This is a genomic window from Listeria sp. MAN/IMW/UF464 (genome assembly GCF_058683955.1).
Genome location: NZ_JBZWZP010000003.1, coordinates 188078 through 210085 on the forward strand (window position 1 = coordinate 188078; position 22008 = coordinate 210085).

Consider the following 22008-nt stretch of genomic DNA (forward strand, 5'->3'; position numbering starts at 1 on the left):
TCTCATTATAATAAGTCAACTATAATTTCTATCTTGCCGTTAAGTTCAGTAACTTCTTTTATTAACATTTTTTGCCCTATATTAAACCGGACTCAATAGATAGAGTTTTCATCAAATTAAAATGCGTAGTTTTCTATTTCCATCCGTTGTACATTAAAAATTCGTCTATAATTCTTGATTTAAACTGTTGTTATAGCCCTTTGCAAAAAATACTATATCGCTTTATCTCATTTTCACAAGTTTCCATTTGATATAACTAAATACTAGTTCTGTTCAAACTATCAAACCTTCTTCTAACATTGCTCACTATTTTAATTGCTGGTTTTATTTATTGCATAATATTACTAAACTAATTTTCCATTAATTTCCTCATTGCTTATTCCAAAGTGGTGAGGAATAATTAGGAAACTCACCATTCTCAATTCTACGCCTATTGCTTCTGACCATGTATTCTAAACGATTAATAAATTCTGATATTGCTAATGAGAAATCATCAAACTCAAATTTACGGCCTAAAATACTAGCTCTGTCTGCCAATCCATAAATGAAGTATTTCCCATTTTCGTATTCAATACGCCATTGCCATTCTTCTCGATACTCTTTTTCTGGATTAAATAAAGAGTATCTCAGAGTTTGATATCCTAAAGCTTCAATTTCCTCCTCAAGTTCCAATCGTAGTTTATTTAATTCAGTTTTATTCATTATTTAACCTCCTTTATTAAGCTTAATTTTTCATTGCATCATCTAGATCGTTTCTAATGTTTGAAGGTTAAAATTTCACATCATCTATGAGCTTCACTTCAATTTTCTTTATCTCGCCTTTTTTTGAAATTCGAAAAAGCTCCTTCCCATTTTATTTTAATCGTAAAACGCAACCTTTCATATTCAAAAACAATTTGATATTTCTTTATCACTATACACTTTACTTAATTCATCCCAATTGTCTAATTCAAAATATTGTGCGCCAATTTCTTTAGCTTCAGTTGTATACGCAGTTAGCCCACCACTATCAAATCGTCTTCGATGGCGCTGTACTTCCCACGATAGTTGGTGTGTTGAAAGGAAATCGCGCGGTCAGAGTCCAGTTCTTGGATACCTTCTTCCATATTTTTCGATACTTTTTCTAAATTATTAAATAAGCCGCCCAGCCAGTTCGCTGCGGCAAATGGGGCGAGGGCACTTTTGGCTTCATGCCAGCCATCTTCTCGGTAGTTGACTTCTTTCATTCATCTGGCCTCCGATTTTCTAGGTTGGAATAGCGGTTTTTGTCTGAGTTCTTCTGGAGCTCACATTAATCAATATGGTTAACATCCCATTTAACTTTTTGAATCGATTTTCTATATACCTAATCTATTGAATTACAGTCACTGCGACCAAATAAATATAGCTTTTTTAATTCTTCTATAAACTTAAAATCTTCCTCTAGCTCAAGTTTTTCAATTATTTCATAAAAATGTTTTAAATCTAAACTATAGTTACATAAAACTTTAGCCGCAATGTTTAATTTTCTTGATTTAGTAATATATATTACGGATTTATCTTTCCCGTAATACAAAACATTGTACCTGTCATTATTTTCTTTTTCTAATACGATTCTACCTTTTCTCCTATCAAAAAAAGAGTAGTATCGCTCTCCAAAAACAAGCATAAAAATTGTTTTAATTTCTTCAAGTGACTGCGCCTTATCAATCTCATCTTTAATATTCGAATTATAATCTTTAAACTCCAGTTTATTCTTTCCATAAATGTATACTGCTATTATCGCCCTATCCTCTTCTGAAAACGAAGCCACCGTATATTCTTTTCCTCTTACCATATTCATTAAGTCAAAGTAACCACTCCGCTTGTTCAATATTACTTTAACAAAATTCTCTGGATAGTGATTTATTCCTCGAACAGCAATAGAAATTAGGCTATTTGCATCATTTATAATAGAAAACTCTGTTTCAATTTTATTGTATATGCTGGTATTGTTCACTATCTTTACTCCTTTATGGCTTTGGAAGAAAATTCCCCATATCAATAGCGTATGCTCAAAAATACACAAGTGAAATGAGGAAAATAACATAAGGATATTCACCAGTCCTTGGGTCATTTCTATCAATATAACTCTCCATATCCACTTAAGATATTTTTTCTACTCTTAATTATCCCATAATGGACAGGAGTATTCTGGCGGTTCCCCGTCTTTCACTCTTTTCCGATTTGACAAGACTGTAAGTTGCATAATATTTAAAAATTGGTTAAATGCTTGGAAAACATCCTCAAATTCATATTTCCCCATTACACTAGCTCTATCAGCTGTCATGTATACTTCAAATTTAGCTTCATTCTTTTCAATTCTAACTTGATATTCTTGTCGATTATTTTTCTCGCCTTCGAATATAGCGTATCTTAATTCCTGATAACCCAATAAATAAATATCTTCTTCTAAAATTTTTTTATATTCCATTAAATCATAACTCATTATTTTACCTCCTTTAAAAGATTCAATTTTTCATACCAGTCAACCACTGTTCCTAGTTGAATTTGAGTTCCTCCACCAGCTCCAAACACTTTTGATATTTTTCCAGACTTAGGATTCGCTATATCTTCTAGCGAAAATTTATGTTTTATCATGTCATTTGCTAATTTACCTTGCTCTACAGGGCTTAGCTTATTATAAGCCTTCTGAACATTCTCTAAGTTAATATCCGTCACTACTTCATACTGGTGATACGTTTTAGCACTTTCAGGATAAGGTAATCCTCTTGTATCATAAGCTAAAATGTTCCCATCTTCTACAGGGCTAGTAAATTTACCAAATGAGTTTCCATATCGATCAATAATCTGACCTGCTTTCAAATCAGCATTTACCGTAATAGGTTTTCCAGCCTTATCTACCACAAATCCATCCGCTTCTGGCCACTTGATATTGCCTTCTTTATCTAAGTATTCGGGTGAACGGACTAATGCACCGTCTTTTGCTTTATAAGCAATTTCTCCATTTTCTAAGGTTACTTTTTGGGGTGAGAAATGCTTACTAGTTTCCTCAATTATACCAGCTTTCCCGCCGCCCTTCACATTCAAATTATCCATGTTCTGCATAACATCTTTCAGCTTTTTCTTCGCAGCTATGGAGGCGGCTCCAGCAGCGCTTTGTTCCGGGATACTGCCTCCTCCCGCAAAGGCGAGTTTCTCACGCGGTGGAAGTGTGAAGGTTTCTTTGGTTTTGTTTTGGATGGTCTTAGCCATCATGCCGATATCGTCAAGGTCTTTGGTGAGTTTCTTTTGGACGGCTTCGCTGACTTTTTTCGCATTGGCTAACCGGAGATCCATCGCTTGTTTCCCTGCTTGAATCCCATTGTCGATAGTTCCTTTGCCGACGTTCTTGCTACCTACTAAAATATTATCGCCTACGCGGACAAGTTTCGAGCCGGCACTGGCAGCTTTCGCTCCTGTGCTCAATGCTTTCACACCTGGAACGATATCTAGCAGCGCTAAACCGCCACGGAGCGCCCGTTCTTCCGTACTTAGTTCTCGGCCAGATACCCAGTCCTTCCCACTTATCGCCGAACCAGCTTCTAAACTCCCGTATCCTACGGCTAAGGCAAGGCCGGCAGGTGGGCAGAAAATACTGACACCCACAATCACCACGGTTGCCACAATGTTGACCCAAAACTCTTTCTCTTGTTGTTCATCTTTAATCGATTTATATTCAAATGCCCGGCTATGTAACATCCCCATTTGAAAGTCTTTCTTACTCACATCTTGATTTGGATTCGCTCGTTGCCAGTCCCTATATTGTAGTTGCATTTGGTTTGCGTAGAAGTTATCGCCATTCATCAAATCTTCGATCGTCGCACCTTCTTTGATGGACTCGATGACTTGCGAACCGCCAGATGTAGTTGTATAGGTTTGTTTCGACTTCGCACCAATCCGGTTGGTGGTAGAATACGTCGAAATACTCAAATCTTGCATGCCGTCCACAAACGCATCCAACTTCTCATAAAACGGTTGGTCTACCAGGGTTTCCATCTTTTCCCCTGCATGACAACTGAACTTATACAATACCATCAAATCGTCTTCGATAGCACTGTACTTTCCACGATAGTTGGTATGTTGAAACGAAATCGCATGGTCTGAGTCCAGTTCTTGGATATCTTCTTCCGCTTCTTCCATATTTTTCGATACTTTTTCTAAATTATTGAATAAACCGCCTACCCAATTCGCTGCGGCAAATGGGGCGAGGGCACTTTTGGCTTCACGCCAGTCGTCTTCTCGGTAGTTGACTTCTTTCATTCATCTGGCCTCCTTATACCTCTAAAGCTGCGATAATTTTTTCAGCAATATCTCTGTCTGCATCTACCATGGTTTGGAGTATATCGAATACAACGGAAGATGCCATGTTATATTGGTCTTGAAGTTCCATTACACGTTCGTTCGCTTTAGGTACTTTTTCCATTGCTTTTTTTGCTTTGCCTTTTGTTAAATACTTATTTGCTTTTAACTGATTTACTGCTGGCTTTATTACTCCTTCAAACTCATTAGCAATTGCTAGTAATTCCTTGGCAATATGAGTCATTTCATCTGGATTAATATCTATTGTAGAAGCGGCTCCTGCACCGCCCATCGTTTGTTGCGCCATCTATTTAGCCTCCTCATAAGGAAATTCAAGTTCATCAAACAATAATTTTAATAAAGCATACTGGCTTCCACGGTAATAGGTATCGTTTACAACATCTACCATCATTAATTTGTCTTCCATCTCAAATGCCAAGTACTGTTTGTAGTATTTAGCATTGTTTTTTTCTTTTGGTTCCTCATCCACATGAAAGAATTCCATACTAATAAAATTTTTCTCCGGATCAAAAGCAGTTGCTCGTTTACGCTCTTCATTAGTCAATTCTTCTTTTAGAAACTCAGTCTCTCTTTCACCAGGTTCTCTACGAATGAGCGGAAAGAAATCTTTTATCATTTCTAGCGCATAAATTTTATTCATTCGTTCAAATCGATATTCTCTTTGAGGAGTTATCTCAATCATTACAAGTAGTTCATTGGGTGTTTTTTCTGGAAAAGCAAACATCAACTGGTTCATACGCACATACTTTTTACTTTGATAATATTCAATTAAGGAATCAATCAAAAAGCCGCCGCCATCCGTTAGCTCGCCTGCATTATTTAATATCCCTTTACTCTTGAGCCGGTCAAACCCTTCAGCAAAAACATCTTCTCCCTTTAATAAAAAAGTAAGCTTGTCAGGAACACCAAATAAGTGTTGCGCATCGATTGGAGAAAGTAAAAGGTATAACTCAACAGGGGAAAATACGTCTATCGTTTCCACTGTCATAGTCTTTTCACATCCTTGGAGTATGAAGTATTCTCAAAATCCTCTACATAATCTTCTAAGGAAGTTAATGCTTTCTTTTGCTTTTTATAGTTTTTCTTCACATCAGCATGATACTTTTCAATTAATTCCATGAAGGTAAGGAAAGCGTCCCGCGATTTACCACTCCAAGATGCGCCTTCTACATAAGAAATAACTGATTTGCATTTTTTATGTGTTGATTCTAAGCTTTTTTCCACTATGGCAGCCGATTTTTTAGCTTCAGCAACTTTTGCGGCATCAATTTTCACATTACCCATTCTTTAGCCTCTCCTCTCGTTCTTTTTTCTCCTTCTCTTTCTTTGCTTGCTCTGCTTTTTCTTCTTTTATGGCCAATGCTTTATACTCTAAATATTTTCTATAAGCTGTATCAATAGCACTTTTCAAACTGGCACGTTTATCTTTTTCTTTATCTATATATTTTTCAAGCTGCTCTAAGACTTTCTCATTTTTTTCTACAAATGGATTTGCAGGAATACCTTTGCTCGGCATATCAGGCATTCCTTTTTTATACGCACTCAAATCACTTTTTACTTCTGCCATTTTTTCATCATGTTTTTTGAGAGCATCTTTTAGATAGTCATGCAGCTTATCGTATTCATCTCGTTTTTTCTCAGTAGGTGTTTTCCAGAAATCTGTTAGACCCATCATTAACAGCTCCTTTCAATTATTGATTTGGTGCAATAAGTTTAATTTTTTCGTATTGACCTTGTTTAATGTAATACGCCTCATACGGCGCTAGCAGAGCTTCTTTATAGATGTTGTTTATGAGACTGAGAATATTTTGATCTGAAATCCGTCCAAGTAAGATACCGGTTTTTTGTTTTCGTAATTCACCAGAAATTTCATCTCGAGCTCTATATAGAATTCCTGTTTGGCTTCCGGTAACAAAGTAGATACCTAATTTAGGTCCATTTTCAATTAGTCGGACCATATTTTTCCTAGCTTCCAGAGACATCTGTTCCGCAGCATAGATACTATCCGTTAGTAGCACATACATTGGTCGTAATTCTTCAACATACATTTTGAGTGTGATTTCTCCATTCGATGCCCGTTGAATATCCTTCCAACCATCTTCTCGAGCTTCGAGTACGCTAACAATTTGCTCTGAAGCACTATTCATGGCAGTTTCCTCACCTGCGTATATATTTACGTTGTTTCTGTACTGTTGGAATCTGTTAGACGAATTGTCATATAGAGCAATATCCACTTCCATATTCTGACCAATTAGTTCGATTAGCGAAACCATGGTTCTTTCCAAAACATCTGCATTATCTGTTAAAACAAGTGTGTTGCCATCTGTTTGCACATCTAAATTGACTGGTAATACATCTTCAAAATCTACTGCTATTGGCGTTTTTCCTTCTGAAAATGATTTTTGGACTTGTTTATTTTCTAGATATTCAAGCATATTGATAACTTCAGGTACCATTGGAATTGGCGCAGGTCGTGATCCGTTCCACTCGCTAGACATCGCTTCACTTTCCGCTTGGATTTTTTCAATAATTTCAAGTGTTCCATCCGCGCAAACTGGCAGTGCCGTTTGGAAAACAGTTGGCTCTTCTAATTTAACTAATCCACGGCCCGGAAGTTCTTCAATGGCTAAATCGGTTTTTCCTACAATACTTCTTGCTTCACCTGGTTCAATCATAAATAACGGTATTTGATGTTTTATACTTGCTAACATTTGTACTCGAATAGCATTTTGTCTAACTGCACTCATAACTAAATGAATCCCTACACTCGCTCCTTCACGAGCAATTTGAGCAATTAGTTTTTCAAATACATCTTTATAAGGGGCTTCTCCAACAGAATCAAATGCATCTATAACGAGTAAAATTGCTGGAACTTCTTCCTTACTTGCTTTTTCATACATTGAAATATTCGCAACACCATATTTACTCAATTTTTGCTTACGTTCTTTTAATTCTAGTGTTAAGCGACGAATAAGTTTTCCAATTTTAATTTCTTCATCTACCATAATCGTGTCAGCAACATGCGGTAATTTTTTCAAAGGTAGTAGCCCATTTGTTCCTAAATCTAGTAAATAAACATGCAATCTTTCAGGGTTATGCTGTCTTGCTAAGTCCATTGTTATTGTTTGTAAGAAAGTCGATTTACCGTAACCTGGGCTAGAAAACACAGCTAAATGCCCATCTTTTGCCAAATTAATTGTTAATGGCTCTTGCGCTTGCATTTGTGGTATGTCTAAAAAGCCAATGGTAGCTTGAAGAGGTTGTTTCTCACCGCTCCATAGCTCTTCAGTATTTACTTGGTGCAATTCTGGTAAGAAAATTTGTTCCTCTAGCGGCGGCAACCAAGGTCTCGGCAACGCCTCAATCCCAGAAGCCTCCGTATACGCATGAATATGATCAATCACCGCATCAAGTTCACTCGGCAGTTTCGTCAAATCATCCTTCTTATCTAATCCGCTCAAATCCTCTGTCAAAATATCATACTGACCCAAGTCATTAATTGCATAAATCGTCGTATCAATATAATCCGTGCTTTCCTTATCTGGCACATAATCCGCGCCACTCCAAGCACTCTGGAACAATTCGTAAATTTCGTTATTACCAACTTGCAAGTATGAACGACCTGGTAGTGTAATTTCTGCTGCGTCTGGTGTTTTCAAAATTTCGTTTGAATCGCTGGCGTTTTGTACTTTTAGGGCCAGTTTGAATTTGGAGTTGGACCAGATTTGGTCATCCACGACGCCGCTTGGTTTTTGGGTTGCTAGGATTAAATGGATTCCGAGTGAACGCCCGATACGTGCTGTCGAAACGAGTTCTTTCATGAATTCTGGTTGTTCTGATTTCAGCTCGGCGAACTCATCTGAAATAAGGAATAAATGCGGCATTGGTTCGGTCGCTTTTCCTTGTTTGTATAGTTTTTGGTATTGGTTGATGTGGTTAACATCGTGCTCGCCAAATAATCGTTGCCTTTTTTGCAATTCGGCTTTGATGGAAGCTAGTGCACGCATCGATTGCGTGCCGTCCAAGTTTGTAATTGTTCCAAGTAAATGTGGCATATTTTTAAATAAGTTCGCCATACCACCGCCCTTATAGTCAATCAGCAAGAACGCGACTTCATATGGGTGGAAATTGACGCCAAGTGAAATGATATAAGACTGAATGATTTCTGATTTACCAGAACCAGTCGTCCCAGCTACCAAACCATGCGGCCCGTGCGCTTTTTCATGTAGATTCAATTGAACAATATCGTCTTTCCCGCGCAAGCCTAGTGGTACAGCAAGGCTCTTATACGTTTCATTTTTCGCCCAGCGTCCAGCAATGTTTAGCTCCTCGACACGCTCCACACCGTACATTTCAAGGAAAGTGACGGATTCTGGAATAGAGTTTTTCAAGTTTTGTAGATGGTTCAGTGGTGCAAGAGCCCGGCTGATTACTTCTTTGTCAAAATCTGCTGGCAAATGATCTGGCACGAATGCTCGGTTTACAAGGTCACCTTGTTCCAAAATAATGTTCCCGCTCTTCGCATCACGAATATCCACGACCGTTTTCACGTGTTCTGGCAAGCTCTCCATTACGTCCTGTACGAACACTAAAGAAACACCTAGTTCACTTGGATCTTCATTGAAGAATTCCATAACCGTGTGATCGAGTACTAATTTTTCGTCGGTAATTAAAACCACATAATGTGGTGTGAAGTATAATTTTTCCTGTTTGCTCGCTTGTTCAGTGAGCGCTTGTTTACGTTCTTTTAAAATTTGATAAAGCGAGTTCAGCACTTGGTCGCGCGAACGTTCATGGTAAACAAAACCACGCACATTCACATCACGCATATTCGCATGCGGTAACCAGCGCATCCAGTCCCAATCCGCCTTTTCTTCTTCTGGGAAAATGGTAATAAATTGCAAATCATAATAACTATGGAAAAGGGATGTTTGCATTACCAACATTTGAAGTTGCTCTAATACTAAACGGCGCGGTCCAATGTAACCCACTGGTCCGTGCATTAAATCTGTCGCAACTGGCACTTCATTAATAGATAAATATTGTCCTTTGATTTTCACAGCTTCATCAATAAGTTCATCTTTGTCCTGACTAAATTCTTCTTGTTGAAATTCGACGGAAAAACTACTTGCTTCGGCGCCGCGTCCAACTCGGAAAGTCAAGAAATCATGGTGGAACATTGTTTTTTCATAAATACGCGAATCCACTCGAAGCGCCATTTTTTCCAGTTCAGTTACATCCGGATAATGGTAAGTTAAGGCGTGGCGTTGCTTCTCACTTGTTTCATGTAATTCTTTCGTTTTTCGTTTTAAATATAAATCGTAGCTTTCCACGCGTTGTTTGGAATCGATTTTGTATTTTTTGCGTGATTTTACGTAATTAATAATCGCCATCGTTATCGTTACTGCTGACATTGCGATTGTCATAATAATATACAGCCCACGAGGTTGGAAAATAGAAATCATCACAGTAATCGCAACCATGATAAGCGGCGGTAAAATTATCTTAATTAAGCCATCTGTTGGTTTGGAGGGCTTACTAGAAGGTTTCGCCATGCTGATTTTTTCTTCTGGAGCACGGTAAATAATCCGCGGAGAACGGTGATAATCTGGATAGTCTTCACCGAACGAATTGTCCGCTGCGAATAAAGGCGCTAATTTGCTCGTCACGCGATTTTTCACAGCAAGTACACTAATATCTTCTTTTCCGATTGTAATCGTCACACCGTCCGTATAGAGCTGATCACCCGGTTCTAGAACGCAGTCTTCTGTTACTAAAGAAAAATTATGATAAATTTCGCCATTTAAAACTTGTAATTTAAACAGTTTCTCCTTCGCATCACGCAAAAGTAAAAAGTCTGATTTTGTGCCATCAATCGTAACATCATTCTCCGTTCCCGCGCCAAATGCTACAGAAATGTTCATGACGACATCATACACTTGCGTATCCAAATCTTGGCAAAGATAAAATGCTAGATTGTCCACTTTCACGGATTGGTTCACTTGAAGCGCTGTTGTACCGACATTCCACGAGTTTTCATCATATTTAACTTCCATTGATTCAACTAGTTCTGGATAAGTAATTTCGTGTTCGATTGTATTACCAATTGTCACGACTTTTTCAGGGGACAAATGGTGTTTATGACATTGTTGCCCGTTACTAACAATTAATAAAGCCTCTCTATTCATGGTTCAGTCTCCCTTATTTTGCTTCTGTATTTGTTGATGCATCTGTTTCTTTCGTTTTTGCATTTACTTTTTCATCATATTCTTTTAAATTTTCTTCTAGCGTTTTTAGTTTTTCTACTTTTTCGTCGCCGCTAAGTTTTGTATCACTTTGGACTTGTTCGATTTGTTTCGTTAAGCTGTACATTGCAAGCGTTGGGTCATCTAAAAGTTTCGCAATATCTAGTGACTTACCAAATTCACCGCGACCATTATAAATCCAGTAAAGTAAATTTTTCTGATCTGATTTCAAACTGATGGTATTCATAATGTTTTCTTTCTTTTTATCACTCATTTTTTCGCCGTTAACGTAGGAATAAGCAAGTTCGTACTGCACTGATTGCGGCATTTTTTCAGGATCCACATTCTCAAGCCCCGTAATCACTTTGTCATAGTCTGTTTTAAGAAAATTCTCGTTCGCTGTAAGTAAATCGTTTTGAAGTGGCACTTTGATGAACGCAAAATAGCTCACTGGAATAGCCAGTAAAATCGCTACAATAATAAAACCAACCGCAAGTCCTCGAAAAGTTCCGTATTTTTTCTTTGGAACGATTGCCATATTCTTTTTCACAGTTTTATTTTCTTTCACATAAGCTTCTTCTAAAATATCAGCAATATCTTGAATCGTTTTTGCATCTAAAATACTTTTTTCAAACTGAGTTCCTCTAGCACCCGAAAGCGAGCCATTATATAAATTTTCAAAAGAAAACTTCTTGGAAAACATCGCAATCGCAAAACACTGATATTGCTTAAAGAACATTTCTTCGGTCAATTCATATGGTGGTAAAATATTCTTAATCCCGCGGTGAACAATACTCGGGACTAAATTTATATCAAAAATCAAATTATCGGGATGTAAGAAAAAAGTATAGCGTGTATTCAGTAATTCACTTAAATCCGCAATATTCCGCAACGCTCGTAGCTTATCTTCGCGTTCCATTTTGCGAACTTGCTCAAAGCCATATGTATGTTGAGCAATCTCATAAGAAATCGTATAGGAATCGCTATCGCTCGTAATTTTTGCCGGAACAAAATGAGCAGCTGGTTTTTCTAATAATTCTAGTTGCGCTAGTTCTTTTGCATGTGTTTTTGATTTAGGAAACGTTACACTCCACGCTAAATCCTCATAAGTAAAATCGTAAGCTGTTCCGTCCATTTCTGTTGTCTTATTCATCGTTTTCATTCTCCTTTTTTTCTATAAAATTTCTAAAATGTCGCCATCAGCAATTTGAAAATTAGTTAATTTATCATCATCGCTTAGTAAAATAGCTTTATTCGTCGTTTTTATCGTACATTTGGATAAATCTTTATATTCTATTTTGAGTGTTTCTGCCAAATTAATAATTAATGCTTTAATTGGTTGATGGACTGGGATGCGTAAATCATACTTATCCGCGCCCCAATTAGTGAAATCAACCGTCACATTCATATGCGTATTTTTAGCCATTTCGTTTTCCCCGCTTTCTATTCAAATACATTACGCGCCGCCACATAAATTCCGCCAGCTAAAGCCAAAAGTGTTCCAGCAATTGCTCCACCAACTGTTTTTTGCTTTGTCTTTTTAGTTTCATCTTCTGTGATTGTTTCCGTAACCGTCGTTTCATTTGTTGCAGCCTTCGTTTCATATTCTTCAGCAAATAATTTTTCTTTTGTCTTTTTAACCGTTTCACCAGCAGTTGGCTCTTCTTCAAACAACGACTCTTTAATCCGGTCATATTCAGCTTTTTCTGTCGCTTTTTGTTTCGCTATCTTTTCATCCATTTCATCTGTAAAAAGTGGAATACCTTGTTTATCAAGCTCTGTTTCTTCCATGTCTTCCAGTTCTTTGGTCTTTTCTTCACTTGTCTTTTGAAGACGATCTGTTTTAATGTCCATTTTTCCACTATTTTCAAGATAACTATCCGAATCCGCAGCGAGGACACTAGGAGAAAAAGCGAAACAAATCAATACAATAAATACTGCAATATTAAATTTCATCTGAATCCTCCTCTGCATCTTCTTTGTTAGAACGGTGCCAAACGAACAGGTTAAGCCCCGTAAACACTAGTGTTGCGCCAATCAAACTGTATACAATAATAATGTAATCTTGTTGCATACTTAAAATTCCATTCAGCAACTGTTCCATATATTGTAGTGGTGAAAATTTCCTAAAGGTCGCAAAAATTGATTCATTATCGATATTAAGTCCAACCGCATCTGTTAAAAATAGGTACAAACTCAAAACGAGTAAAACAATCGACATTCCAATCATGTTTAATTGGCGTAGTACGTACGAAAATGCAGTAACAAGCGCCATCATAATCAGTAAACAAACCCCAATCCATAGGAAAATCCCAATTTCGCCTAAATCAAAAATAAAGCCAGAAATAGCGCCGATTACTAAGCCTTCAATTATTCCAACACATATCATCAAAAACGTGATTGGAATATTTTTAAAGACAATAGACATTTCTTTTTCAAATTCATTTAGTTGCTGGCGTTTCTTCTCTTGGTGAGAAATAACATAACTTGTGAAAATCGCCAAAATTGTACAAATTAGAACCATGAAATACGGCATTGATTTATCTCCAGCAACAATAGTTCCCGCATTCATTTTATCTACAGGATTACTTAAGAAACTGTAGAGATTTTCATTTTGCCGATCGCCAATACGGCTATTTTCCATAACTTTAGCGAAATTTTTCTGGAAAGTTTCATCATCTTTCAGTTTTTCTCCTAAGTCCTCCGATAAAGTAGAAGCTTCTTTAACTAGGGTTTCACCGCTTTGCTGAATATTCTTCGCTTCCTTATCAATCGCATCAAAAGTTTCATAGACAACTTCCGCCGACTTTAAGTTGCCTTCAGACGTCCCAGCAAGTGATTCACTTTCCGCTAAAAGTCCGGCAAATTCAGAATTTAGTTGAAGCGCCATCGTAGCTTCCTCACCCGTTTTATCTAAAACTACATCATTTTCTTTTATTAAATCCTTACTTGCATTTCGCCAAGATTCTAGATTTTCTAAAGTTAGCGCTAAATTGGTATTTAAATTTATTGCTTGTTCGGTTGTCTCAGTGAGCCTGTTAGTGACATCTTCTGAGCGCGAATTCGCTTCGGCCATTGTATATTTATAATCATCAATCCGTTGTTTGAATGCATTAATTTTTTTCTTATAATCCGCTACAAATCGGTCTGTTGTAAGATTTACAAAATTACTAATAACATCTTCCTTATTAAAAATGTAATAATACGAAGACGTTTTCGCAGAGTTTTCTAAGGTTATGCTATAATTACTAAAATCCGGTAGCTGTGCTGAGTCACTTGCGTCAATTCCGTAATACAAATCAAACAACGCCTGCAACTTATAATAATCTTTCACTGTATTAGTAATAGCTTTTACAGAAGTTTTTGTTTCGTTAAGATACGTAGGCTCTGTAACTTTAATAGGTACAACTTCTTTTCTAACCACGAGCGAACTTTCTGGAGTAGAGGGATCTAAACCAATTGGAATCGTAGGCATTTGAGGATATTCTTGTTTTTCATATTGTTGCAAGGAAGCTGTCCAATTCACTGCCCCAACTAAAGGCACACTTGCTCCCTCTTTTAATTTCGCTGTCCCCGTAACCTTAATTTCAACCGGAGTCCCTAGAGCTGGAATGGTAAGTCTTAAGCCGTTTTCACCATAAGGAGCTACTTGAACTAATCCCGTTTGAGCATCTCCATTTACAACTCCAACAACATTTTCAAATGAAAAATTTTCATCTAATGTTAGGAGAATTTCAGAAGCATATTCACTTCCTTCTAAAGTAATCGCATTACTTTCTAGCGCCACGCCTTCTGATTTCAGCTTGTTTATAGCGTCACTTTTTAGCGTATCTGTTGGTAGAGTTTTCATTTCATTTGTGATGCTGAAATTATCACCAAAAGCACTGCGATGACTGCTATAATATTTTTTTGAAATGGTTACAATATTTTTATATAACTCCTCGTCAAGTCCGATTGAAGCTAATTGGTCCGTATTGTATGTCGGTAAAGCCTTGATAGTTTTCACAATCATATTGTTAAAACCAGCATTAATATCCTCGCCAGCTAAATCTTTAAGACCAATTTCATTCAATCTATCAGAGTACTCGTTTTCTTGTAGAATGCGTAACAAGTCGTTATATACTGCTGTACGGAAATCATTTTCGAGCGTTCCGATGATCTCAGCATCTAACGCTTCAATACGAGCATTCGTTTCTGCAATGTAGCTTTGTAACGCTTGAGTCTGGGTGAGTAACGAATTGTTTCCTTCTATAATCTGGAATTCTGAAGTCATCTGATCATTGGCTCTTTCTAAAGCGACTGTTTGCGTTCTAATATCTTCCGCAGTCAAAGTTCCATCAAATGTCTGTAAATTTTCCGCGAATCCGGCTCGAAGTGGACCATTTTCCTCTTGCGTTTTTGTAAAAGCATCCATATTCTTCATATGTTCCGCATTTTCTTTTTTAGCGAGATTTAAGCTTTCTTCAAAAGCCTTCATAATCTCTTGGAAACCCTGAAAACTCTCTTTGGAGGCTCCGGTATAATCTTCTACTGTTTTAAATTGTTTGGTGTAATTTGAAAGGGGATTATTTATATCTTTGTTGTAAATTGCATCATATTTTTTCTCTTCTTTTACTAATGTGCCAATATTGTCTTGCGCTTCTTGTAACGTGGTTAAAATGCTCGCAAAATAAACATCAATAATACGCGTGTTGAAATCTTCCAATACAGACGCAGCTGTTTTTTCTGCTTCTGCTTTTAGGTCGCTATTTCCAACATCATTTACTTTGTAACTAATGGTTACTTTTTCTGGCGCCTCTGATGTCATAGATAATGCTTTTTTAGAAAAATCACTCGGAATAACAATCATCATATTGTATACATCTCGTTTTAAGCCGCTCTCCGCAACACCGCGACTTACAACGTACCATTCATGTTCTTCGTCCTTTTCAACACTTTTAACAAATTGATTTCCAAACTCTGCCCGTTTTCCTTGGAATGTGTCTCCTTGATCCTCATTAACAAGCGCGATAGTCATTTTATGCGCTTTTTCCGCATTATTTTTATCACCCTTACTAGCCCCTTGATTCAAGGCTAAATAAGTAATTCCTGCCGATAAAAAAATCGCCAAGACTAAAAAGAGTAAAATACTCCATTTTACTTTTTTCATTCATGTCCACTCCCGCTGTGTCTTTTTTTATATAAATGCCTTTTTAGACATAAGCTTTCTATTTTAGAAAAAGCCATGCAAAAAACTGCATGGCTTTTCGTAAAGCATCCAACGATATTTGTATGTATGCTTTACTGTTTAATGATTTTTAGAATCCGAAGTTTTGAGAAAGTTGTTGATCGTGCTCTTCTACTGCGTTTGCTGTCTTCTCAAGTTGATCGTTAATTTGATCCATTAAGTTTGCGAATTCAGTTACTTTTGGTTTTAATTGCTCAAATTGATCATCAAAACGCATAAAAGCTTGACCTTCCCATTCGCTACGTAGTTGATCTTGTAGTTGACTTAAACGACTTAGAATATCCTCAATATCTCGACCACTTTGACCGTAAGTTTTCGCGCGATCACGTAGTTCGCTTGGACTCATACGAATTTGACCTGACATTCACTTCATCTCCTCTTATTATCTATTGTGAATAAGCTATCACAATCAAATTATATCATGAATTCACAAAAGAAATTGTGACATAAAAACGAACAAAACCACTTCATTTCAACGTTATTAGGTATTTTTGTGGAATCCCATTTCTATAAAAAGATGTGTTTTTCACAAACAAAACTTATTTTTGTTAACTTTTACAACTTTTAAATGTACAAATGATACACAATGATTTTAAAGAAAAAGCCCTTGCCAGGAGCAATATTTCCTATTAATAACATCAAAAAAACTCTCCAAGGAAAATCCTCAGAGAGTTTAGGTTGTAGTAATATTAAGCTAAACGCCACACGCTTTTAACAACGTGAGTTTGCGCGCGGTCAGGACCTACAGAGAACATAGAAACTTGCACACCTGTAAGTTGAGCAATGCGTTCCATGTAATGACGACAATTTACTGGTAGATCATCTAATGATTGCACTTCAGTAATATCTTCTGTCCAACCAGGCAGTTCTTCATAAACAGGTTCACAACGAGCTAAGTCTTTCAAGCTTGCTGGGAATTCTGTAATTGTTTTTCCGTCTAACTTGTACGCAACACAGATTTTAAGTGTTTCAATTCCTGTCAAAACGTCCAGTAGCGTTAAGGATAAATCGGTTAATCCGCTCACACGACGAGCATGACGAACAACCACACTATCAAACCAACCTACACGACGCGGACGACCAGTAGTTGTACCATATTCATGGCCAACTTCACGGATAGTGTCACCAATAGAATCAAATAATTCAGTTGGGAAAGGACCATCTCCAACACGAGTTGTATATGCTTTTGCAACACCAACAACATGATTGATTTTCGATGGGCCAACACCGCTACCAATTGTTACGCCACCAGCAATCGGATTACTTGAAGTTACAAATGGATATGTTCCTTGATCAATATCAAGCATAACCCCTTGCGCTCCTTCAAATAACACACGTTTGCCATCATCTAATGCATCATTTAAAACAACTGACGTATCACAAACATAGTCTTTAAATTGTTGACCATATTCGTAGTACTCATCTAAAATATCTTCTAATTTAAAGCCTTCTAGCTCATAAAAACGTTCTAGTAAACGGTTTTTCTCACCAAGATTATGCTCTAATTTTTCTTTAAAAGTTTCTTTATCTAGTAAATCGATAATACGAATACCAACACGAGCTGCTTTATCCATGTATGCCGGCCCGATACCTTTTTTCGTTGTACCGATTTTGTTTGCGCCTTTACGTTCTTCGTCAGCTTCATCAATGCGAATGTGATACGGTAAAATAATGTGCGCGCGGTTAGAAATACGCAAATTAGAAGTATCCACGCCTTTATCATGAAGATATTTTAATTCCTCCACTAAAGCTTTTGGATCAACAACCATACCATTACCAATAACACTAATTTTTTCTTTGTAAAAGATACCTGATGGAATTAAGTGCAATTTGTACGTTACGCCATCAAACTTAATTGTATGACCCGCATTGTTCCCACCTTGATATCTAGCAATCGCTTCTGCATTCTCGGAAAGAAAATCCGTAATCTTCCCTTTTCCTTCATCGCCCCACTGTGTTCCTACAACAACAACTGAAGACATTTAAACACCTCATTTAATTGGTCTTTGATAGCTATGATTTTTTCATAGCCTCTTCATTTTCCACTATACATTGTACCGTTTGCCACCAAAATAGTCAATGGATTTACGAACATTGATTTGTAAGGTAATTTTATCGTTCGCTTTTTTAATCATTTTACGGGAATTTCAAAGTCCATTAATAGTAATACGATACCTTTTTGCATAAAATAAAAACCTTGCAAACTCCAAATCTAATTAGAATTTCACAAGGTTTCCTTATTAAGCCATTGCGTCATCATAACGCACTTCTAAATTCACAAACTTATTGTATTCTTTTACAAAGGCTAATTTCACGTCACCGACCGGACCATTACGTTGTTTTGCAATAATAATCTCAATCGTACCGTCATTTTCACCTTCCCGATCATAGTAATCTTCCCGGTATAAAAAGGCTACAATATCCGCATCTTGCTCAATCGAACCCGATTCACGAATATCTGACATCATTGGACGTTTATCTTGACGTTGCTCTACACTACGAGACAACTGTGAAAGGGCAATTACCGGTACTTCAAGTTCCCGCGCCAAAGCTTTTAACGACCGAGAAATCTCAGAAACCTCTTGTTGCCTATTTTCACCGCCACGACCGCTCCCCGCAATAAGTTGCAAGTAATCGATCACGATCATGCCAAGACCTGTTTCTTGTTTTAAACGACGACATTTGGAACGAATCTCATTCACCCGAACGCCCGGCGTATCATCAATATAAATTCCAGAATTAGAAAGTGTACCCATCGCAATTGTCAGCTTTTGCCAATCATCACTCGTTAAAGCACCTGTCCGTAAATTCTGCGCATTAATATTCCCTTCCGCACAAAGCATACGCATAACAAGTTGTTCCGCACCCATTTCCAAACTAAAAATGGCCACATTCTCGTCTGTTTTCGTTGCAACATTTTGCGCGATATTTAAGGCGAATGCTGTTTTACCAACGGAAGGACGCGCGGCAACAATAATTAAATCATTCCGCTGAAATCCAGCTGTCATTTTGTCCAGCTCGTTAAATCCAGTCGGAATACCAGTAATATCACCTTTACGATTATGCAAAATTTCAATATCATCATAAGTTTTAACTAGGACATCTTTAATATTCTTGAATGCACCAACATTTTTACGCTGCGAAACTTCCAAGATACTCTTTTCCGCTTCGTCCATAAGCATATCGAGCTCGTCTTCGCGCGAATAACCATCTGTTGCAATTTGGGTAGCAGTTCTAATTAAACGTCTGAGAAGCGCCTTGTCCTCGATAATATGGGCATAGTATTCCAAGTTAGCCGCAGTTGGTACAGCACCGGATAATTCCGTTAAATAAGGCAAACCGCCCGCATCTTCTAAATTACCTTTGGCAGCAAGTGCCTCATATACTGTTAAAACATCGACAGCCTTCCCGTGGTCATTCAAATCAAGCATCGTTTCAAAAATGATTTGGTGACCAGTTCGATAAAAATCATCCGGCATTAAAATTTCAGAAGCAGTAATCAGCGCATTTGGCTCAAGAAATATCGCGCCCAGTACAGCTTGTTCGGCTTCAATATTTTGTGGTGGTGTTCTGTCCTGGAAATTATTATCCACTGTCTTACGCTCCCTTAAGAAAAATTATTCTTCACTCACATGTACATCAAGTGTTGCCGTTACTTCATGGTGCAGCTTCACAGGCACTTTTGTATGTCCTAAAGCTCGAATTGCTTCTGGTAGATCCATTTTGCGTTTGTCTACCTTAATACCATGCGTTTTTTCAAGTGTTTGAGCAATTTGTTTAGATGTAATGGAACCAAACAATCTACCGCCTTCACCAGACTTCGCTTTTAATTCCACTGTTAATTTTTCCATTTTTTCTTTCAAAGCTTTTGCCTCAGCTAATTCTTCAGCAGCTAATTTATCTTCTTTTTTCTTTTGCGCGGAAAGTGTGCTTAAAGCCGCATTGCTAGCTTCAACCGCGTAACCGTTTTTAATTAAAAAATTGTTTGCATAACCATCTGCAACATTTTTTGTTTCACCTTTTTTACCTTTACCTTTTACGTCTTTTAAGAAAATAACTTTCATAATTATGTTTCTCCCTTCCAATACGCATCAATGGCGCTAATTAATTGTTTTTCTGCTTCTGCAATTGTAACATCTTTAAGCTGTGTGGCTGCATTCGATAAATGTCCACCACCGCCTAGTTTTTCCATAATGACTTGCACATTGATTTGTCCAAGCGACCTTGCGCTAATTCCGATTAATTTATCTGGACGTAGCGTGATAACGAAGGATGCCTGCACACCTTCCATTGAGAGCATCGTATCTGCTGCCTGAGCTGCAATAACCGTGCCGAATTCCTCGTCTTCATGTCCAGTCGCAATTGCCATACCATCATGATAAATTTCAAGCGACTCCACTAAACGACTCCGCTGTGTAAAAGTAGTTATATCCTCTTTTAAAAATTGTTGCACTAAAATTGTATCTGCTCCAAGCGATCGTAAATAACTTGCCGCATCAAATGTTCTTGAACCAGTTCGAAGCGTAAAGTTTTTCGTATCAACAACAATTCCCGAAAGTAATGCTGTCGCTTCAATTTTCCCAACCTGTTCTAAATCAGGCTGATACTCAAATAGCTCCGTAATAAGTTCCGCTGTAGATGACGCATATGGCTCAATATAAACCAGAACCGGATTACCAACAAATTCCTCTGAACGACGGTGATGATCAACAACGACCACATTCGTAGCAGAATCAAGCAGTTCCTTATTAATAACCATCGAAGGTTTGTGCGTATCAACTACGACAAGCAAACTCTTCTCCGTGATATTTTCTAGAGCGACTTGCGGTGTAACAATATTTTTAATCACATTTGGATATTCTTCTATTTCATTCATTAGTCGCTTCACATCAGGACTCATTTTTCCAGGTTCAACGACCACATAAGCATTCCGATTGTTCATCTCAGCAATTCGCATTACACCTAGACTAGAACCAATTACGTCCATATCTGGATAGCGATGCCCCATAACAAAAACTTGATCACTTTGCGTAATTAGTTCTTGTAAAGCTTGCGAGATAACGCGTGCCCGAACTCGAGTCCGTTTTTCCATCGGATTCGTTTTCCCACCATAAAATCTAACTTTTCCTTCAGGTTGTTTGATTACGACCTGATCTCCGCCTCGCCCTAGAGCAAGGTCCAAACTTGACTGAGCCAAATCTGCCAACTTAATCAAATCATCTTCCTTATAACCAATCCCAATACTTAAAGTCAGCGGAATATTTTGTTTTGACGTCCGCTCACGAATTCGGTCCAAAATTTGAAACTTCTCTTCCTCCAATTGTTTCAACATTTCTTCGGTCAAAAAAGCCATAAATCTGTCTGTCGAAATTCGCTTCAAATAAATACGGTGCTCCCTGGCCCAGTTAGTCAACATCGATGTCACTAAGTTATTTAGGGCACTACGGCGTCTATCATCCATACCCTGCGCCCATTCATCATAATTATCTAAGAAAATAACCGCAAATACTGATTTATTCGCTTGAAATTTCTTATTTAAATCATAATACTCCGTTCGGTCATATAAGTACAAAATCCGCTCTTTTCGCTTTACAATCGTATCAAAACGATGCTCACGCCAAGCAATTGACATAATTCCTTTTTCATCATTTCCAGTTATTACATCCAGAAATTCCGGTCCCACTTCTTCCAAAGATTCACCAATTAGCTCAGTTTTATCAAAGTATTTGGACATGAAAGGGTTAACCCATTCGATTTTATAATGTTCATCATACAGAAGTATCCCCATCGGCATTTCAACTAGCGCTTCTTCTTCACTGCGCTTAATTCGATACGTTAAATTAGAAACATACAATTGAACGTCTTCATTTAGGCGATATTCAAAGTAAAACATCGCAACTGTAAGAATAATTCCGCCAACAACTACTAACGCCGATAACCACCACGAAAAAAAGAACGTGATTACGCTCAAAATAATTGTCGCTGCAATCAGACCGTATAATGGATATTTAAGCATTCGTTTTTGAAAATAGCCTGACATTTCATCCAGCTCCCCATTTTTTTACATACCTTTTGTCTGAATTTGAGTATCTATATCATAACATAAAATTAACTAACAATTCATCACTATTATTTTACCTATAATTCCCAATTTCATCAAATTCAAGCTGACGTTCGTACAAAAAAAGCGACCCT

General features: G+C 37.5%; 18 protein-coding genes and 3 pseudogenes. All 21 read right to left on the reverse strand.

Features of this window, described 5'->3' with window-relative positions; translation table 11 throughout:
* Window positions 1-5: 5 nt before the first annotated feature.
* A pseudogene (locus AC4PG0_RS10890) lies at window positions 6-92 on the reverse strand (hypothetical protein); the annotation flags it as partial.
* A 277-nt stretch (window positions 93-369) separates the two neighbouring features.
* Window positions 370-702 (reverse strand): Imm59 family immunity protein, encoded by a 333-nt coding sequence (locus AC4PG0_RS10895; protein ID WP_185511062.1) that lies wholly within the window; start codon window positions 700-702, stop codon window positions 370-372.
* Window positions 703-1001: 299 nt separating this feature from the next.
* Window positions 1002-1226 (reverse strand): annotated as a pseudogene (locus AC4PG0_RS10900) (hypothetical protein); the annotation flags it as partial.
* A 119-nt stretch (window positions 1227-1345) separates the two neighbouring features.
* On the reverse strand, window positions 1346-2095 hold the full coding sequence (locus tag AC4PG0_RS10905) for a hypothetical protein (protein ID WP_492168007.1): 750 nt from the start codon (window positions 2093-2095) through the stop codon (window positions 1346-1348).
* 48 nt (window positions 2096-2143) lie between these two features.
* Window positions 2144-2467 (reverse strand): Imm59 family immunity protein, encoded by a 324-nt coding sequence (locus AC4PG0_RS10910; RefSeq protein WP_112120516.1) that lies wholly within the window; start codon window positions 2465-2467, stop codon window positions 2144-2146.
* Window positions 2467-2886: a TNT domain-containing protein gene (locus tag AC4PG0_RS10915; protein WP_233458768.1), complete on the reverse strand. Its 420-nt coding sequence runs from the start codon at window positions 2884-2886 to the stop codon at window positions 2467-2469. The genes AC4PG0_RS10910 and AC4PG0_RS10915 overlap by 1 nt, the downstream gene beginning before the upstream one ends.
* 141 nt (window positions 2887-3027) lie before the next feature.
* Window positions 3028-4281 (reverse strand): annotated as a pseudogene (locus tag AC4PG0_RS10920) (hypothetical protein); the annotation flags it as partial.
* 13 nt (window positions 4282-4294) lie between these two features.
* Entirely contained in the window at window positions 4295-4627 is a 333-nt protein-coding gene (locus tag AC4PG0_RS10925) for a hypothetical protein (RefSeq protein ID WP_112120515.1), read from the reverse strand.
* Window positions 4628-5329 (reverse strand): DUF5081 family protein, encoded by a 702-nt coding sequence (locus tag AC4PG0_RS10930; RefSeq protein WP_492167540.1) that lies wholly within the window; start codon window positions 5327-5329, stop codon window positions 4628-4630.
* Window positions 5326-5625, reverse strand: a complete 300-nt coding sequence (locus AC4PG0_RS10935; RefSeq protein WP_112120513.1) for a WXG100 family type VII secretion target — start codon at window positions 5623-5625, stop codon at window positions 5326-5328. Before AC4PG0_RS10935 ends, AC4PG0_RS10930 begins: the two co-directional genes overlap by 4 nt.
* On the reverse strand, window positions 5618-6013 hold the full coding sequence (locus AC4PG0_RS10940; protein ID WP_003727547.1) for a hypothetical protein: 396 nt from the start codon (window positions 6011-6013) through the stop codon (window positions 5618-5620). The genes AC4PG0_RS10935 and AC4PG0_RS10940 overlap by 8 nt, the downstream gene beginning before the upstream one ends.
* Before the next feature lie 19 nt (window positions 6014-6032).
* The gene (gene essC / locus AC4PG0_RS10945; RefSeq protein WP_492167541.1) at window positions 6033-10529 is read right to left on the reverse strand and encodes a type VII secretion protein EssC; all 4497 of its coding nucleotides are present in this window, start codon (window positions 10527-10529) and stop codon (window positions 6033-6035) included.
* A 13-nt stretch (window positions 10530-10542) separates the two neighbouring features.
* Window positions 10543-11739: a type VII secretion protein EssB gene (gene essB, locus AC4PG0_RS10950; RefSeq protein ID WP_492167542.1), complete on the reverse strand. Its 1197-nt coding sequence runs from the start codon at window positions 11737-11739 to the stop codon at window positions 10543-10545.
* Between the two features lie 21 nt (window positions 11740-11760).
* On the reverse strand, window positions 11761-12012 hold the full coding sequence (locus AC4PG0_RS10955) for an EsaB/YukD family protein (RefSeq protein WP_003759563.1): 252 nt from the start codon (window positions 12010-12012) through the stop codon (window positions 11761-11763).
* Between the two features lie 17 nt (window positions 12013-12029).
* The gene (essA, locus tag AC4PG0_RS10960) at window positions 12030-12542 is read right to left on the reverse strand and encodes a type VII secretion protein EssA (RefSeq protein WP_492167543.1); all 513 of its coding nucleotides are present in this window, start codon (window positions 12540-12542) and stop codon (window positions 12030-12032) included.
* Window positions 12532-15735: a type VII secretion protein EsaA gene (gene esaA, locus AC4PG0_RS10965; RefSeq protein WP_492167544.1), complete on the reverse strand. Its 3204-nt coding sequence runs from the start codon at window positions 15733-15735 to the stop codon at window positions 12532-12534. The genes essA and esaA overlap by 11 nt, the downstream gene beginning before the upstream one ends.
* A 148-nt stretch (window positions 15736-15883) precedes the next feature.
* A complete protein-coding gene (locus tag AC4PG0_RS10970; RefSeq protein WP_003759554.1) occupies window positions 15884-16177 on the reverse strand; it encodes a WXG100 family type VII secretion target in 294 nt (97 codons plus the stop codon).
* A gap of 325 nt (window positions 16178-16502) precedes the next feature.
* A complete protein-coding gene (locus AC4PG0_RS10975; protein WP_003772678.1) occupies window positions 16503-17795 on the reverse strand; it encodes an adenylosuccinate synthase in 1293 nt (430 codons plus the stop codon).
* 258 nt (window positions 17796-18053) lie between these two features.
* Window positions 18054-19406, reverse strand: a complete 1353-nt coding sequence (gene dnaB / locus AC4PG0_RS10980; RefSeq protein WP_003721677.1) for a replicative DNA helicase — start codon at window positions 19404-19406, stop codon at window positions 18054-18056.
* Between the two features lie 24 nt (window positions 19407-19430).
* Window positions 19431-19877 carry a 50S ribosomal protein L9 gene (rplI, locus tag AC4PG0_RS10985; protein WP_003772680.1) on the reverse strand — a complete coding sequence of 149 codons (447 nt, stop codon included), beginning with the start codon at window positions 19875-19877 and terminating at the stop codon, window positions 19431-19433.
* 2 nt (window positions 19878-19879) lie between these two features.
* A complete protein-coding gene (gene pdeA, locus AC4PG0_RS10990) occupies window positions 19880-21853 on the reverse strand; it encodes a cyclic-di-AMP phosphodiesterase PdeA (RefSeq protein ID WP_003772681.1) in 1974 nt (657 codons plus the stop codon).
* Window positions 21854-22008 lie beyond the last annotated feature (155 nt).